12 protein-coding genes and 2 pseudogenes are annotated in these 15,254 nt (G+C 50.2%); 2 read left to right on the forward strand and 12 right to left on the reverse strand.

Going from position 1 to position 15,254, the window contains the following annotated elements:
- Nucleotides 1-185 precede the first annotated feature (185 nt).
- The gene (locus tag HCX89_RS04685) at nucleotides 186-1,163 is read right to left on the reverse strand and encodes a transposase (RefSeq protein WP_167715242.1); all 978 of its coding nucleotides are present in this window, start codon (nucleotides 1,161-1,163) and stop codon (nucleotides 186-188) included.
- 93 nt (nucleotides 1,164-1,256) lie between these two features.
- A pseudogene (locus HCX89_RS04690) lies at nucleotides 1,257-1,400 on the reverse strand (transposase); the annotation flags it as partial.
- An 84-nt stretch (nucleotides 1,401-1,484) separates the two neighbouring features.
- Here HCX89_RS04690 and HCX89_RS04695 point away from each other — a divergent pair.
- Nucleotides 1,485-1,649, forward strand: a pseudogene (locus HCX89_RS04695) (IS110 family transposase); the annotation flags it as partial.
- Between the two features lie 7 nt (nucleotides 1,650-1,656).
- Here the strand turns inward: HCX89_RS04695 and HCX89_RS04700 are convergent.
- Together HCX89_RS04700 and HCX89_RS04705 are read right to left on the reverse strand one after the other, a co-directional pair.
- Nucleotides 1,657-2,247, reverse strand: a complete 591-nt coding sequence (locus HCX89_RS04700; RefSeq protein WP_167715246.1) for a hypothetical protein — start codon at nucleotides 2,245-2,247, stop codon at nucleotides 1,657-1,659.
- A 1,255-nt stretch (nucleotides 2,248-3,502) separates the two neighbouring features.
- The gene (locus tag HCX89_RS04705; RefSeq protein ID WP_025011991.1) at nucleotides 3,503-4,510 is read right to left on the reverse strand and encodes an isocitrate dehydrogenase; all 1,008 of its coding nucleotides are present in this window, start codon (nucleotides 4,508-4,510) and stop codon (nucleotides 3,503-3,505) included.
- 255 nt (nucleotides 4,511-4,765) lie between these two features.
- On the opposite strand from HCX89_RS04705, the gene HCX89_RS04710 reads away from it, so the two are divergent.
- Nucleotides 4,766-7,618 carry a prolyl oligopeptidase family serine peptidase gene (locus HCX89_RS04710; protein ID WP_167715248.1) on the forward strand — a complete coding sequence of 951 codons (2,853 nt, stop codon included), beginning with the start codon at nucleotides 4,766-4,768 and terminating at the stop codon, nucleotides 7,616-7,618.
- Between the two features lie 492 nt (nucleotides 7,619-8,110).
- Here HCX89_RS04710 and HCX89_RS04715 read toward each other — a convergent pair whose 3' ends face one another.
- The 8 genes from HCX89_RS04715 to HCX89_RS04750 form a co-directional block, all read right to left on the reverse strand.
- A complete protein-coding gene (locus HCX89_RS04715) occupies nucleotides 8,111-8,683 on the reverse strand; it encodes a DUF1629 domain-containing protein (RefSeq protein WP_208191956.1) in 573 nt (190 codons plus the stop codon).
- A 690-nt stretch (nucleotides 8,684-9,373) separates the two neighbouring features.
- The gene (locus HCX89_RS04720) at nucleotides 9,374-9,793 is read right to left on the reverse strand and encodes a DUF3192 domain-containing protein (RefSeq protein WP_071239257.1); all 420 of its coding nucleotides are present in this window, start codon (nucleotides 9,791-9,793) and stop codon (nucleotides 9,374-9,376) included.
- 181 nt (nucleotides 9,794-9,974) lie between these two features.
- Nucleotides 9,975-10,256 (reverse strand): hypothetical protein, encoded by a 282-nt coding sequence (locus tag HCX89_RS04725; protein WP_028781010.1) that lies wholly within the window; start codon nucleotides 10,254-10,256, stop codon nucleotides 9,975-9,977.
- A gap of 48 nt (nucleotides 10,257-10,304) precedes the next feature.
- The gene (locus HCX89_RS04730) at nucleotides 10,305-10,844 is read right to left on the reverse strand and encodes a hypothetical protein (RefSeq protein WP_071239256.1); all 540 of its coding nucleotides are present in this window, start codon (nucleotides 10,842-10,844) and stop codon (nucleotides 10,305-10,307) included.
- Nucleotides 10,845-10,957: 113 nt separating this feature from the next.
- The gene (locus HCX89_RS04735) at nucleotides 10,958-11,374 is read right to left on the reverse strand and encodes a DUF3192 domain-containing protein (RefSeq protein ID WP_071239255.1); all 417 of its coding nucleotides are present in this window, start codon (nucleotides 11,372-11,374) and stop codon (nucleotides 10,958-10,960) included.
- A 20-nt stretch (nucleotides 11,375-11,394) separates the two neighbouring features.
- On the reverse strand, nucleotides 11,395-12,177 hold the full coding sequence (gene xni, locus HCX89_RS04740; RefSeq protein ID WP_071239254.1) for a flap endonuclease Xni: 783 nt from the start codon (nucleotides 12,175-12,177) through the stop codon (nucleotides 11,395-11,397).
- Entirely contained in the window at nucleotides 12,174-13,529 is a 1,356-nt protein-coding gene (gene ppnN, locus HCX89_RS04745) for a nucleotide 5'-monophosphate nucleosidase PpnN (protein ID WP_167715250.1), read from the reverse strand. The genes xni and ppnN overlap by 4 nt, the downstream gene beginning before the upstream one ends.
- Nucleotides 13,530-13,564: 35 nt before the next feature.
- A complete protein-coding gene (locus HCX89_RS04750; protein ID WP_025889111.1) occupies nucleotides 13,565-15,121 on the reverse strand; it encodes a diguanylate cyclase in 1,557 nt (518 codons plus the stop codon).
- Nucleotides 15,122-15,254 lie beyond the last annotated feature (133 nt).

The raw sequence follows: 15,254 nt of genomic DNA on the forward strand, positions 1-15,254 counted from the left end.
TTCAGTCTGCGTTCAAACACCGTTAGGTGATTTGAGCACACTGAGGTCGAACGATATTCTTGTCGTTGTAGAGGTTTGATGAAATCGAACCTATTTCACGTAAAAATGCGAGATTTGAGCCATGCTAGCCCTACCCATGGTTCAGGGGATTTCAATGACTGCGGTTGAGATAAATAGCGTGGGGTTCAAGCCGTTTGAAAGTACTGACAGCTGGTTGCAAAATGCCGTCGTCGCTTCTCCAAGTGTTCGCAGTAACAACTGAGCTCTTGCAAGGTGCCTACCGGCCCACGAAATAGTCTTCCAAATTCAGTGGTAAGCTTGAGCCAGTTCTCATGAGGGATATTCAACCGCGTCAGTAGCTTGGTACTCTGTTCACTTATCGCGCCACGCTTATCATCGCGAATACAGCGCCCGGTATCATCCACCAATTCAAGATAATCCTTGAGCCCAAACGCAATACCACTGCGCTGGTTATCGTATTCACTTCCGATAAAGGGCAGTAGCTTGGCGGGTTGTTCGCATTTCAAAGCTGCCTGAATACGTAGCCGAATGCTGGTATGTGCCGACTGCTCAGGCGTATCGGCCATCTTGGCTCTGATGGGGTTGAGGTCAACGTAGGCCATGCAGGTTAACACCGCTGCTTCATCCAGTAAGGCTTGCGACTTAAATCTTCCCTCCCAGAATCGGCCGGTACAGTTATCTTCCTGATTGGCTTGACGCGCTATCGGTTCATTGAGACAACGCATAAACCAGCTGATGTCACATAACCTGCTGCGATAAATCGCGATAGTATGCTTCAGCCTGGGCACTTCATACGCTTCAATCAGCTCACCCTGGGTGAATTTGCGGGTTAACTCGTCACCTTTGAACAACTTATGCCATTGCTCAAGCACTTCTCTATCTGTCCATCGGTTTGCTGTCTCTATATCGATATGCAACACCAGATGCAGATGATTACTCATGATGGCAAATGCCGCCACATCAATGGCAAAAACAGCTTCCAGTTCAAACAATAACGATTCCACCCAACCACGGCGGTGGTCATAATTTTTACCCGAGTAGGCATCATCACCACACAAGAAAGCTCGCCGTACCACGCGGCTGCAACAGTGGTAGTAAGGTGTATCTTCAAGGCTGATTTGAGTTCGGCGAGGGCGCGGCATAATAACCTCCTTGTTAAATGCTTAAACAAAGCATAGTCGGAAGCTAACTACCGCGCCATTAATGCTGGGTGTCCATTTTTACTTTCATTTTTACTCTACCCAACCTCGGCGGTGGTCATAATTCTTGCCCGAGTAGGCATCATCACCACACAAGAAGGCACGCCGTACCACGCGGCTGCAACAGTGGTAGTAAGGTGTATCTTCAAGGCTAATTTGAGTTCGGCGAGGGCGCGGCATAATAACCTCCTTGTTAAATGCTTAAACAAAGCATAGTCGGAGGCTAACTACCGCGCCATTAACGTTGGGTGTCCATATTTTGTTCCTGTTTTCAAGGACACTTACGCTCGATTACTCGAAGCTGGAAAACCAAAGAAAGTGGCGATTATTGCCTGCGTTCGCAAGATGGTGGTCATCCTAAACTCTATGCTTCGAGATGGCATTATGTGGGACCAAAACATCGCCCAAAATAAAGGATTGACGCCATAGTCGTTTGTTAGGTGCTGGCTCTAGAAAGCATATCGTTTTGTACTTTCATAAAACCCAAACATTGAAGTATGTGATAGTAGATTTCTTTGAAACGATCAAAATCAGATTTACAAAAGTTCATACAATTGTCGGGAAACCCTCTTTGGACGACATACGCTTTCTGGTTTTCACTCCAGTTACCATGCACATAAGCATTACGTATATATTTAACAGCTAAATAGTCTTTAAATAGTTCTTCATTTACTGGAATACCTCTAAGGTTAAATGCATCAACTAAACGCTGTATTCGTTCCTCATTTGAACCATTATCAAAGTATTCACGCACATCAAAAAGCATCGGCTGGTTTTTTGTCCATTCAGTGATCATTGCTTCAATACTACCGACAGACATCACTACCCATAGCCTTGAGAAAGAAGAATATTTTATGTTCTCTGAGACCTTTGCTTCCTCTGGATGATAATTTACTAACTTTTCAATCATTTCCAAATAAATCTGATCATCTGAATAAGCATCTAAAAATTCGCTAATTTTGCTCATGAACATCTTCTCTACTTTTATTTCAGGGGAAAAGGCACCTAACAGTTGTATAGTACGCATGCGCGTTTTAGTCCTCGGAGGAGTGTAAGCGCGCATCGCTATCTGTTTGTATTTGCTGGATATAATACCATTTGGTCCTAATATCCCTTGCAGCTAAACGCGCATGCGCGGTTTCTAAACCTATTATCTACCAGCTGTATTTTTTAACATTATGAATTTAACAGTATTTCCTGCAATATTACGGAAATAACGCGCAAGCTTAGCTGCAAATTCCCGGCATTTTGTCCAGAACGTCAATAATACTGTATAAAAAATCAGTTCTGAGGTGCTTTTCATGAGCGCCGCAAACGCTACAACCCAAGCCCTACAAAAACGTTAAGTAAAGCCATGGCTACCGCACGGGTCCAAACTCTGTTCGTCCCTGCATTCCGCTGAAAACGAAAAAGTGTTGCTGTTTCTGACCTTAAGCTTAAGGAAGCGCTAAAGCTAAGCGCTTGAATTAGCTTTACAATAGCCAGTACTGAATGTGAAAACAATTAGCCAAAGGTCAAGTTTTGACAAAGGCAACAACACCCTGATTTGGTTTGTTTTTGAAGCAGAATTGACTGAGTGTTTGCATTCTTCCCTGTTTTTGACGGTCACAGTCCCACCAGAACTAGAGCCAGAGCCTGAAAATTAGGTGTATGTCTGCAAGCACTTCAGATATTTCAAGCTACTCCATTCTCACAGAATTGCACCAACTCCCGCTCGAAGCGGCCGCAGGGCGTTGATGACAATCGCGTAGCGAGGCATGGATGCCGAAGCAGCGCCAGTCGAATCAGGGATGAGCGTCTGGCGCGATAGCGAATTGGCATCAAAAGCACAAGGGGTTTTCCGCTGCGTCGCGGGTCGCTGGGGGTTTGGAAAGGGGGCGAGTCGATACAGCCCCCTTTCCTCGGGTGTGGGGCGAAGCTCCACGACTTTGGGCCGCTGGCACAGCGGCTAATATAGCTTCCAGCTAAAAGTTCCTAAGTTAGTATTGGCGAGCTTCCGGCCACGATGTAGTCCATCACCTGCGGTGCGCCTTTCGCACAGGCGATCCTGTGACACGGCGTGAATACGTCCCTGTTTTCGACGGTCACAGTTCCGCCTGTGCTTGAAAGTGGGGCGAAGCTCCACGACTTTACGCCGCTGGCACAGCGGCTATCATAGCTTCCAGCTAAAAGTCGCTAATTGGGCCTCCGGCGGCGGATGTTTCCCATTGCCTGCCAACACAGGCATAAAAAAGGATGACCTTGGGTCATCCTTTTTAGCAACTTACTGGGTTGATATTAGATCAGAGTCTATCCAGCACCGCTTGGGTGAAATCTGTGGTGCCATGAGTACCACCGAGATCGCGGGTAGTGCGGTCGCCTTCTTCGATAACCGCAGAAACGGCGGCGCGGATGGCGGCGGCTTTATCTGACATACCCAAGTATTCCAACATCTGGATAGATGCCAGGATCACTGAAGTTGGGTTCGCCAGGTTTTTGCCGGCAATATCCGGGGCACTGCCGTGAACCGCTTCAAAGATAGCGGCGTTGCTGCCGATGTTGGCGCCCGGGGCCATGCCCAGACCACCCACCAGACCGGCGCAGAGATCAGACAGAATGTCACCGAACAGGTTGGTGGTGACTATCACGTCGAAGTTTTCCGGGTTCATTACCAGCTTCATGCAAGTGGCGTCAACAATCATCTCTTCGGTAGTGATATCCGGATAACGCTGGCTGACTTCACGGGCCACTTTCAGGAACAGGCCTGAAGTCGACTTCATGATGTTGGCCTTGTGGACTATGGTCACCTTCTTGCGACCTTCCTTGCGAGCCAGTTCATAGGCGAAGGTAGCAATCTGCTCGGCACCCTGACGGGTAATGATACTGGTGGCTTCGGCAATGGCGCCGTCTTCAGACAACTTTTGTCCCAGGCCTGAGTACATACCTTCAGTGTTTTCACGCACTGTGATGATGTCTATGTTCTCATATCTGGCTTGAGTGCCCTTGAAAGAAAGCACAGGACGTACGTTGGCGTACAGGCTGAACTTCTTACGCAGGGTTACGTTGATGGAGGTGAAGCCTTCGCCAACAGGCGTTGTCAATGGGCCTTTGAGGGTGATACGGTTCTTCTCGATGAGATCCAGCGTGCGCTGAGGCAGGAGCTCACCGTGTTTTTCCAGAGCAGTCAGACCGGCATCGGCAAATTCATATTCAAAGTCGCACCCCGCCTTATCGAGAATTTTCAGAGCTGAGTCGATAATGCTGGGGCCGATCCCGTCACCAGGGATCACGGTAATAGTTCTTTTTGACATGGAGAGGTCCTTCCACGGTTGGTCGTTACTGCTATTTATCAGACCATGTCAGTGACACGGTTTTCGACTGAGAATTTTGTGATTTAGATCGCCGCTATTCTATACACATTCAACGCATTTTCACAGGAAATAGTGAGCAATCTCACGCTTTTTTCTGTAGGCTGACTTGCTAAAAAGTCGGCGTCTGACCATGATGGAACGCCAACAAAATAAAAAGTCTACTTTAGTCTAACAACAATGAAAAAGAGGACGATCTTGAAGTTAACGCCCTTAGCATCGCTGCTGTTGCTGTCAGCCGGTTTCGCTACCGCAGTCAGTGCCCAGAGCAGCCCCTCACTGACCCTCAAGGATATAATGCAGTTTGAGTCGATTACCGATCAGGTTCTCGACCCACAAGGCAAGGTGCTGGCCTATAGTGTTGCGCCGGATCGCGGCGACAGCCGTGGTGTGGTCAAGTCACTGGCCAATACCAAGGTTTATGATGTCGCCGGCGGCTCCAAGCCGCAGCTGTCAGCCGATGGCCGTTACACTGTCTTTACTCTGGCGCCTTCGCTGCTGGAATCGGAAAAGCTTGCTCCCAAGGCGCGCAAGAAGCTGAAAAAAGGCCTGTTGCTGCTGGATAACACCACAGGTGAGCAGCGCCGCTTTGAGCGGGTCAAGTCTTATGCCTTCAGCGAAGATGGTACTTTGCTGGCTATCTGGTATGAAGCCGATGAAGAAAGCAAAGAGAGCGCAGAGGCAAACGGCATTGATGCCAAAGAGGCCTCAGCCAAAGTAGCCACTCAAGCATCCGCCCCCGATGCTCCAGCAGCCAAAACGCCGAAACTGGATGCCGGCAGCAGTTTCGAGCTGTTGTCGCTGGCAAGCGGCAAGTCACAGCGTTTCGAGCATGTGACCGCCTGGCAACTGGCTTATAACGGCAGCGTGCTGGCACTGGCGCAAAACGACAGTGCAAGTAATAGCCACAGCATCTCTGTGCTCGATACCCGCAGCTTTGAACTCAAATCGGTCAGCAGCCAAGCCGACAAGCAGTTTGGTGCCCTGACCCTGAGCCGTGATGGCCGCTATCTTGCCTATACCCGAGGTGATGCGGCGCTGGATGCGAATGAGCGCCCCTATGCCTTGTCTCTCTACGATAGAGAGTCGGGCAAACTGAGCCAGATATTGCCGAGCAAGGGCGACAGCAAGGGTTGGCTCATTAATCGCCATGCCAAGCTGAGCTTTTCGGCCGACGGTGAGCGGCTGTTCTTCGGCCGGGTGCCCGAGATAAGCAAGCAGCTGCAAATTCCCAAGGTGGAGCAGAGCAGAGACCTGTACGACACCGCGCTGGTCAGTGCCCAGCGGGATTTGCGCTTGTGGCACGGGGATGATCCGCTGATCAAGCCCAATGAAGTTAAACAGTATGAAAAAGAGCAGAGCCGCACCTATCTGGCTGTGCTGCATCTTGGCTCGCGCAACCTGGTGCAATTGGCCGACCGCAAGGTGCCGGACATTGAGCTGAGCGAACACAAGCGGGTGCTGCTGGGGAGCTCGGATATTCCCTATCGCAAGATGATCACCTGGGCCGGTTTCTATCGGGATTTTTACCTGGTGGATATCAATACAGGGCACAAGACCCGGGTATTGACCCAACAGCCAAGCGGCAGTGCGCCAACCCTGTCACCGGCAGGTAAATACCTGGCCTTTTATCAGCAGGGCGGCATCTATCTCTATGATGTGGCCAGCGGTCGAAAACATAACCTCAGCAGCAAGCTCAAGGTCAGCTTCGCCGACGAAGATCATGATTATCCCTCTGCGGCGCCCGGCTATGGCTTCGGCCCCTGGCTCGAGGATGACTCAGGCCTGCTGGTGTACGACAAATACGATATCTGGCAATTTGATACCCGCTCCCACGATGGCTTTATGCTGACAGGCGGTGAGGGCCGCAAGCAGCAGCAAAGTCTGCGTATTGAAGCTCTGGCCCAGCCAGACAAGGCTTATCCGGCCACTGTGGCGCGTAACCAGGCTGTGTTGCTGCAGGGCTATAGCCACAAGACCAAGGCCGACGGTTTTTACCGTGCGGTTATCGGCCGGGCTCAACTGACGCCGCTGCTTGCCAAAGACAACAAGCTGTCTGTGCTGGCCAGAGCCGACAAGGGTGATACCTTGCTGTTCAGTCAGGAGCGTTACGACAGCTATCCGGATCTCTACAGCTCGGCTTTGCTTGAGCCGGCCAAGGCGATCAAACAAACTGACTTTGATGCCCAGCGCCGCAAACTGCCTTGGGGTAAGTCAGAGTTGGTACACTGGCGCGACGGTGATGGCCGTGAAATGGACGGCGTATTAATCAAGCCTGCCAACTATCAAAGTGGCAAGCGTTATCCTGTGTTGGTATATTTCTACCGCTTTATGAGCGATCGCCTGCACGCCTTCCCGGACATGAAAATCAATCACAGGCCCAACTTTGCCTGGTATGCCGCCGATGATTACGCCATTTTCCTGCCGGATATCCGCTTTGAAGTCGGCTATCCCGGTATCAGCTCGGTCAAGGCATTGACCGCCGGAGTGCAGAAGCTTATCGACATGGGGATTGCCGATCCGGATGCCGTGGGTATTCAGGGCCACTCCTGGGGTGGTTACCAGACAGCTTTTGCCGTGACCCAGACCAATATCTTCAAGGCCGCAGTCAGCGGTGCCCCGGTAAGCAATATGACCAGTGCCTACAGCGGCATACGTCACGGCACCGGCCTTGCCCGTCAGTTCCAGTATGAAACCGGCCAGAGCCGTATCGGTGAAAGCCTGATGCGCGCGCCGCAGAAATACATAGAAAACTCCCCCGTGTTCTATGTCGATCGTATTCAAACGCCGATGATGATCATGTTCGGTGACAAAGACGATGCCGTGCCTTGGGAACAAGGGGTTGAACTGTACCTGGCAATGCGCCGCGCCGGAAAAGATGTGGTCTTGCTGCAGTATCAGGACGAGCCGCACCATCTGAAGAAGTATCCCAACAAGCTGGATTACAGTGTGCGGATGAAAGATTGGTTCGATCATTACCTCAAGGGTGCCAAGGCCCCCGAGTGGCTTGAAAAAGGCGAAGCCTATCGCGAGCCCAAGGCGGAAGACTGAACTTTCTTGCTGGCAAAATAACTTACAGAGGCGGCCCAATTGGTCGCCTCTTTTTTCTGTTTATAGGGTAGGGCGATGCGTACTCAAGCAGACTTGGGATGTTAAGTGTTATCTTTGGCAGTCGTTGTTGGGCAAAAGCGAGCCCGCCTTGTGTACCGACTGATGCTTCCTCATTATTGTCTGCAGTAATTAAGGTTTTTATTGTTTGTAGAACGGCGTTTTACTTGCTCGGAAATTACATTGTCAAATTTTATCGATAGCAACTCCCAAAAGACCAAACATGTTGCCTGAAACTTCACCGCCAGAAAGGTAAATCTGGCTATCATTTGACTAATGAATCTCCATTTTATTCAACTGCACAGATATCCTTGCTCTTGTTTTATATATCTATTTAGCCAAGATTCACCAGAATTTAGCACTGCGCGCGACATTCTTATCTTGCTCAATTTTCTCAAAACAGATACAGCTAAAGAAAAAAGATACCCAATGTTGTTAAATATTTGGGCACTCTTCAGATGTGTCAAATGTGTAAGCAATTAAACTGGTCTTGATTTTACCTTCTTCATATATGTTGTGAAGTGCATCAAATATTTCTTTTGAAAAGAAAATTTTACTCATTCCTTTGGGCTTGAATACGTGTTGTCTACATGGTGGAAGCGATTTTATTTTATCTTCGGAAAGATAATGCTGAGTCATTGCCTTGGAAACGTTTTTGCTTTTGGTTTCGTCAACTACATCAACAATATTGTTTACAGCTATTAAGTAACGCCCGCTAGATGTATCCTGGCCGGCACAAGCGAGTTTGGCGGGGTAAAAAGCTATGCCATACGGGTCAAAGCTCATTATAACATGAGCAATTTCCTTGGTAACATTAAAGCAACCTAGTTTTATTAAGTCTAAAGCATCAATATGATCCAGGTCGTTATCTTTCCAAACTATAGGCTCTGAAATAGACGTAGGGTTAAAGTCATTATCCTTGTTATAAAAGAAAGATCTTTTATCATCGTACTCAAAGAAAGAGTCTCCTTCATTAAAATCTTCGGTAATATATGCAACTTCCATCATTTTGTCCTCAAAATTTCATCAATCATAAACATTTGCTGCTTACAAAAGTCTCTTTTGCCTGACCAGCATCTTGATCAATGCTCTTATCGGGGCCACAGTCTTGACTTAAACAGCCCTTTCTTTGGTAAATGTTCACCGACAGAAGGTTGACACGCATAATTCTGCTAGAATTGGGTAATTCGTCTTTTCATACTGGCTTGAAAGAAAAAAGAAGCAAAAGACACCCAATATTAACTAAAACAAGAAACAAAGACATCCAATATTAACTGTAGTTTGCTGAAAACTGAGATATTCAATATCAGAAAGTGTTTCACAGCGGAGAAAATGCCGGGATAGCAGGGGAGTGCTGTAAAGTCGGCGTACAGCGCTGTACAACCTGCTCCAGTGCCCATTCAGTGGTTAACCTTGAGCACCAAATGCAGTGAGTGGACATGACCGCAAAGGGGCACAGAACAATGGCGAATGCTACTGCCAGTTTCAATCGATGCGATTCAACCCAGTCTCGACTGTGTTTGTAGCTATTGCCTGAATAATCATCAATCCCGGATAAAAAGGTGCGGCGTACGCAAGGTGGCAAACTCTTCGGGAATGAATTATGAATTTGAACATTTTTTGCTGGGCAGAAGGGGAGCTAGAACAGGTTGATTCTACCCTTGGTTTTCCTTTCCTTAAACTGTGGGCTTTCTGCCGTTATTCGGGTTGAGCGGGGGCCTTGGATATCACTTGCTGCGGCGAATGTTGCTGCAGATATTGCTGGTAAGTGTCTTCGCCCCAGGCCAGCAGTTGCCCATCTTCGAATAGCAGTGGGGTGCATTCATCTTTGGTGGTCTTACCGTCTGATTTACTGTGATGGGTGCGGTAAAAGAGGACCTGCAGCGAATGACCATGGGTTTGCTTGGCTTCGCTGAAGTCGGCTTTTCCCAGGGTTTGGGTGACTTCTGCCAGTGTTTGCCCCAGTTGCAGCTCGGAAACCATAGACTGGTTATAGGCTTGCCTGTCTTCCCAGCTCATGTCTTCCGGTTTGGGCTCGTAGAAGAGAATGACCACGGCAACAAAGGCCAGATAGGCGATAAAGATGCTGCCGATAACTACGGGTGCCTTACTTTTCATGCTGTTATTCCGTTTTATTGCTCAACCTGGGTTCACTCCAGAGCAAGACGGCTCACTCTGTATTGAGTGATATAAGATACTCGCGACAGCTCCAATGTAAACAGTATGTTTGTAATATGTTTTGTCTGTGCGCGATTATTGCCCGGCTGCCAAGCCGGGCAAAGGTCACAGAACGCCTGGTTTAGATGGTGAAGCCAAAGCCCATGTCCCATTCCAGCAGCGGCACAATATGTAACCCGTTGGCATTGAGTGCTATGAGTCTCTCAGCCACGGACTCATGCACTATGTAGGTAGATCTCATGCCTTTGACTTCGAACATCCGTCGTTTGGTAAAAGGAATGGCCGGCGATTCGGCATAGATGGGCTCGCGCAGTGAGGTAGGACCCCGGTAAATAAGATAATGCTCTCTACTGCAGACGGTATAAGGGGGATGGCATATCACCGCTGCCACAATACAGGACAAAATACTCGTTGTTGATATGAATCATGTCCCCCGGTTTCTTCCTTGGCGTTATTCGCTCCAGCGCACCCAGACATCTTTCAAATTGGCCGCGGTCAGCTTGTCCATTACGCTGTTGTGTACCAGCAGGAAGGAGGGGTCTTGGTCAAGTTTGAACAATAATCGCTGCTCAAGCGGAATGGCTGCCAATTTGGCCGGATCCAGCACCGGGGTTCGTATCGCGTCGATGGCGGGCGATTCAGAGTTCCAGATGGTGTGGTCGATATCGAGCACATCATAGCGATTGAAGACATGAAAATAGGCATAGAGCACTTCATCAATGAAATCCAGTTCGTCTACTGTGCCTATGTCTATCTCGGCATACATATCTTCATCCGGCTTGTAGGGGTTTTTAATACGCTCAACCCCGAAAGGCTCCATTGACGAGAGTATGTCGGCGAAAGGTTCAGCGAAGAACAGACGAGGGCACTGGGCAAAATCCACCACCAGATCCGGCCCATATTCCACCGGGCGTTGGGGCGTGTTGGCTTTTATCAGCCAGTTCCGCTCCAGATAGAATTGGCGGCGGTGGAAAATCAGGTAGTCATTCATACTTGTTTACTCCTTTAAACTGCTTTGCCGGGAATGAGCAGGTCAGTTGGAAAAGATTTTAAAAATAACGAGCAGCCGATAAGGCTACCAAGGCTATGTGTGAGCTCGTTTCGCTATTCCTGTGTCTGTTTGGGTGTTGTCTGCTGGGGCTGCATATGTTGCTGCAGATATTGCTGATAAGTGTCTTCCCCCCAGGCCTGGAGCCGGCCATTTGCAAACAGCAGAGGGGTACATTCGTCTTTGGTGGTCTTGCCGTCGGATTTTACATGATGGGTGCGGTAGAAGAGCACCTGCAGCGACTGGCCATGGGTTTGCATGGCTTCGCTGAAATCGGCTCTACCCAGGGTTTCAATGGTTTGTTCCAGCGTTTGCCCCAGCAGTAACTCAGTGACTTTAGACTGGTTATAGGCTTGCCTGTCTTCCCAGCTCATATCTTCCGGTTTAGGTTCATAGAAGAGGATGACCACGGCAACAAAGACCAGATAGGCGATAAAGATGCTGCCGATAACTACAGGGGCCTTACCTTTCATACAGTTTTCCATTTTATTGCTTAAGTTGAGCTCTTGGAGCCTTGGTTTTCTTTGACTCTATACTGGTTCAAACGAATATTGAGTTCGAGGTCCGTGCGCAGTTTTGCCAACCGATAACTGAGGCGGGCCATCTCCTTGCCTTCGGTTAACTTCTTGGCTTGCTTGGCTCCCAAAGTATCGAGCGCATTGTAGACATTGGCTAGGGTGCGAAAGCTTCTGAGCAGTTCGCCGGCCGTCTTGGGACCTATTCCCTGGATGCCGGGGATCTTGTTGCCGCTGTCGCCGCTGAGGGCCATAAAGTCCAGCAGTTGGCTCTGTTCTATGCCGAGTTTTTGCTCCAGCGCGGCAATATCCATGGCGGCGCCATTGAAGTGATCCCACAGCAGCAAACGCGGTAATCTCAGCTGGCAAAAGCCCTTGTCGGTGGAGACGATAATCGCCTCGCCACCGCGCAGGCACAACTTGCTTGCCAGGGTGGCGATAACATCATCGGCTTCCGATAGTGCATTGATGGAGCCAATCCCCGCTTCTGCCAGCGCCTGTTTCAGCGCCGGTAGGCCATCGGCCAATGCCTGGGGCATGGGCTTGCGGCCTTTCTTGTAATCCGGATACAGGCGTTTGCGCCAGGACTCTTCATCGCCGTCCCAGACAATAGCCACATGGGTGGGGCTGTGCTGGCGAATAAGCTTCTGGCAGGCATTGCGGCTGCGCTCGGTCAGCCCTTGCATGTCGGCTTCATCCGGCTGCGCCGCATGCAGGCGGCGCACCAGATTCATACCATCAATAATCAGCAGTCGGTTCATTTCATTATTTGATAACAGGGCACATAGGCGGTGCCCGGTAACTTCATTCTTTGTTGGCTGACAAAGGCGCCCAACAGTTTATCCATTAAGGCCATCAGCTCGGGATCGCCCTTGAGCTTGAATGGACCATGACGCTCGATGTTTTTCATGGTTTCCGCCTTGACGTTGCCCGCCACTATGCCGGAAAACGCCTTGCGCAAGTTGGCCGCCAGCTCAGCCTTATTGCTCTGGAAGTGCAGGTTAAGGTTTTCCATCACTTCATGGGTGGGCACAAAGGGCAGCTGGAATTCAGGCTCTATCTTGAGGCTCCATTGGTATTGGTAGGCATCACCGGTTTGCTTGCGGTGACGTTTAACCTCTTCCATACCGGCACGCATGATGCGCGCCACCTGGGGGGCGTCGTCTATGATGATTTCGTATTTCTGCTGCGCCTGCTCGCCCAGCGTCGCGCCGATAAAGGCATCGATTTCGCGGAAGTAGGCTTCGCTTTCCTTGGGGCCGGAGAGCACCAGCGGGAAAGGAATATCGGCATTTTCGCGGTTGAGCAAAATGCCAAGCAGGTAGAGCAGCTCTTCAGCGGTGCCGGCGCCGCCGGGGAAGATGACGATACCGTGCCCCAGGCGCACAAAGGCCTCCAGGCGTTTTTCGATGTCCGGCAGAATCACCAGTTCATTGACTATCTGGTTGGGTGGCTCGGCGGCGATAATGCTCGGCTCGGTCAGGCCTATGTAACGGGCGTTATGAATACGCTGCTTGGCGTGGCCGATTGCGGCGCCCTTCATTGGCCCTTTCATGGCTCCCGGACCGCAGCCGGTACAGATATCCAGCATTCTCAGCCCCAACTGGTAGCCCACCTCTTTGGTGTATTTGTACTCGGTGTCGTTTATCGAGTGGCCGCCCCAGCAGACTACCACATTGGGATCCTGCATCGGGGTAATGGCTCTGGCGTTTCTCAGAATGTCGAACACCACGTTGGTGATATGGCTGGCGTTGGTGAGGTTGATGTGTTTCAGGCCATCGTACTTGTTGCTGACATAGATGATGTCCCTGAGCACGGCAAACAGGTGCTCCTGAATGCCGACTATGATCTGCTCATCGACAAAGGCGCTGGCCGGCGGGTTAACCAGCTCCAGCTTGATGCCACGCTCACGGCGCAGCACGTTGATTTCAAAGTCATGGAATTGGTCAAACAGTTCCTTGGCGTTGTCAGTTTGCTGCCCCGAGGCCAATACGGCTAACGAGCAGTTACGGTAGAGTTGGTAAAGGTCACTCTTGGCACTCTGTTTGAGGCGGTCTGCCTCCAGTTGCGACAGTTGATCCATACTGCCGCGGGGACTGATCCTGACTATCATGACGACTCCTTGAGCTGAAACAGGAGTCATTGCTGTCAATCTATAATGACTCTGTCACGGCTTTCATGTTTGGCTTTGTAGAGGGCCGCATCGGCGCGTTCGAAAGTTTCCTGGATGTGTTCGCCATCCAATATCTGCGCGGCCCCTATGGATACTGTAACTGTAATACGCTGATTTTTAAATTTAAAAGGAATATTTTTAATTTTTTCGCGCACTCTGTTCAATAGTTGTTCTATATCCTTGGGTGAAACATCCGGAATGATGAGAACAAACTCCTCACCGCCATAACGGGCAACAAACTCAGTGTCACGCAGGGAGTTCTTCAACGCCATGGCGATAACCTGCAGTGTCTTGTCACCTGTGGTATGGCCAAAGCTGTCGTTGATGGACTTGAAGTGATCTATGTCGGCTACCGCCAGCCACAGTGGCTGTTTGTTGCGCTGGAAGTGGCGGTATTCCTGCTCCATCCGCTCCTCCATGGCCGCGCGGTTGGGCAGCTGGGTGAGGGTATCGAGCATATTGAGCTTCTGCTGCTCGAACAACCTTTCCTTATAGGTGGTGGCTTCACTGGAGAGGTCGCTCAGCTCTTTACGCATGGTTTCCATCGACTTGCGCAGCAAGGCTTGCTCTCTTTGCTCCAGCGCTTCCTTGCGGGCCAGGCTGGCGCGAATGGCGGCCAGTTGCTCGCTGATCTGCTGCTTGAGCTCGGTAATATCCTCAATATCCACCAATGACTCGCCGACATTGTCTACCTGGGCGTTGAGTTCACGATTCAGTTGGCTCTTGAGCTGATGGCTGCGCTGGGATTGGTTATAAGAGTCGCTGACCACTTCACGCACGGCGCTCAGGGCGTCGTTGAGGGCAAACAGAAACTCCTGTGAGGCGGTTTTTTCGCGGGCTATGTTATCCAAAAGCAGAGAGAGTATGGTTTGATAGGCCTCCAGCAGGGCATCGATATCTATCTCGGCCGAGGCCAGCTGCTCTTTGATTACCAACACCTGGTCACGCTGATCTTTGCGAAACTCTATGTTGGAAATCATCTGCGCCAGCTCGTGACCCAGTTGTCTGTGCTTGGGTAGTACCGCGATGGGGGACTCAGATTCAAACTGGTTGTCCAGCAGTTGTTCGTAAAACCCCACCAGTTGCTCGACCTTGGGAATATAATCCCAGACGGTATGGAAAGGTTTGCCCAGCTCCTGCTTGAAATAGCTGACCTCTTTTTTGAGGCGCTCAGGCATGGAGTCGACTCGTTGCAGTTGGCGGCTGAACTTGCTCAGGCTGGAGCGGCCTTCTTCCAGTTGACCCATCACATGGTGGTATTGCCCCTTGAGCAGGCGCTCTACCTCGACCAGATCCGGCAACACATCATCGATACGCTCGTAGGTTCCCAGGTTATGTCTGAGCTTGGCCAGTTTATTGTCCAGCTCCAGGTTTTGCCCCTTACAGGCCAGACTGAGGTGACCAATAAACTGCAGCAACGCCTGCAGCTTGGCATTTCTGTCCTCATTCATTTCATCCAACGCGGCTTTGGTGGAATGCAATTTCTGCTTGAGTACACCTAGTTGCGACACCGTTGCGTTTGAGTCCTTCATTCCTGTAATTTTCCTTCGATGCGCGATCGAATCTATAGTCGGGTCATGAGTGGCTCGAAAACCCCACGACTCCAGTTCCAGACACTTCTAAATGGTATCGCAATCCGGCAGGAGTGCAAATCTGCCATCCAGT

The sequence above is a fragment of the Shewanella sp. Iso12 genome, assembly GCF_012030025.1.
In the GTDB taxonomy this organism is placed as follows: Bacteria; Pseudomonadota; Gammaproteobacteria; order Enterobacterales; family Shewanellaceae; genus Shewanella; species Shewanella algae.

Coding starts and splice junctions, on each gene's coding strand:
- HCX89_RS04685 (WP_167715242.1), bottom strand. CDS start 1,163: ATGCCGCGCCCTCGCCGAACTCAAATCAGCCTTGAAGATACACCTTAC.
- HCX89_RS04700 (WP_167715246.1), bottom strand. CDS start 2,247: ATGCGTACTATACAACTGTTAGGTGCCTTTTCCCCTGAAATAAAAGTA.
- HCX89_RS04705 (WP_025011991.1), bottom strand. CDS start 4,510: ATGTCAAAAAGAACTATTACCGTGATCCCTGGTGACGGGATCGGCCCC.
- HCX89_RS04715 (WP_208191956.1), bottom strand. CDS start 8,683: ATGATGGAAGTTGCATATATTACCGAAGATTTTAATGAAGGAGACTCT.
- HCX89_RS04720 (WP_071239257.1), bottom strand. CDS start 9,793: ATGAAAAGTAAGGCACCCGTAGTTATCGGCAGCATCTTTATCGCCTAT.
- HCX89_RS04730 (WP_071239256.1), bottom strand. CDS start 10,844: ATGAATGACTACCTGATTTTCCACCGCCGCCAATTCTATCTGGAGCGG.
- HCX89_RS04735 (WP_071239255.1), bottom strand. CDS start 11,374: ATGAAAGGTAAGGCCCCTGTAGTTATCGGCAGCATCTTTATCGCCTAT.
- xni (WP_071239254.1), bottom strand. CDS start 12,177: ATGAACCGACTGCTGATTATTGATGGTATGAATCTGGTGCGCCGCCTG.
- ppnN (WP_167715250.1), bottom strand. CDS start 13,529: ATGATAGTCAGGATCAGTCCCCGCGGCAGTATGGATCAACTGTCGCAA.
- HCX89_RS04750 (WP_025889111.1), bottom strand. CDS start 15,121: ATGAAGGACTCAAACGCAACGGTGTCGCAACTAGGTGTACTCAAGCAG.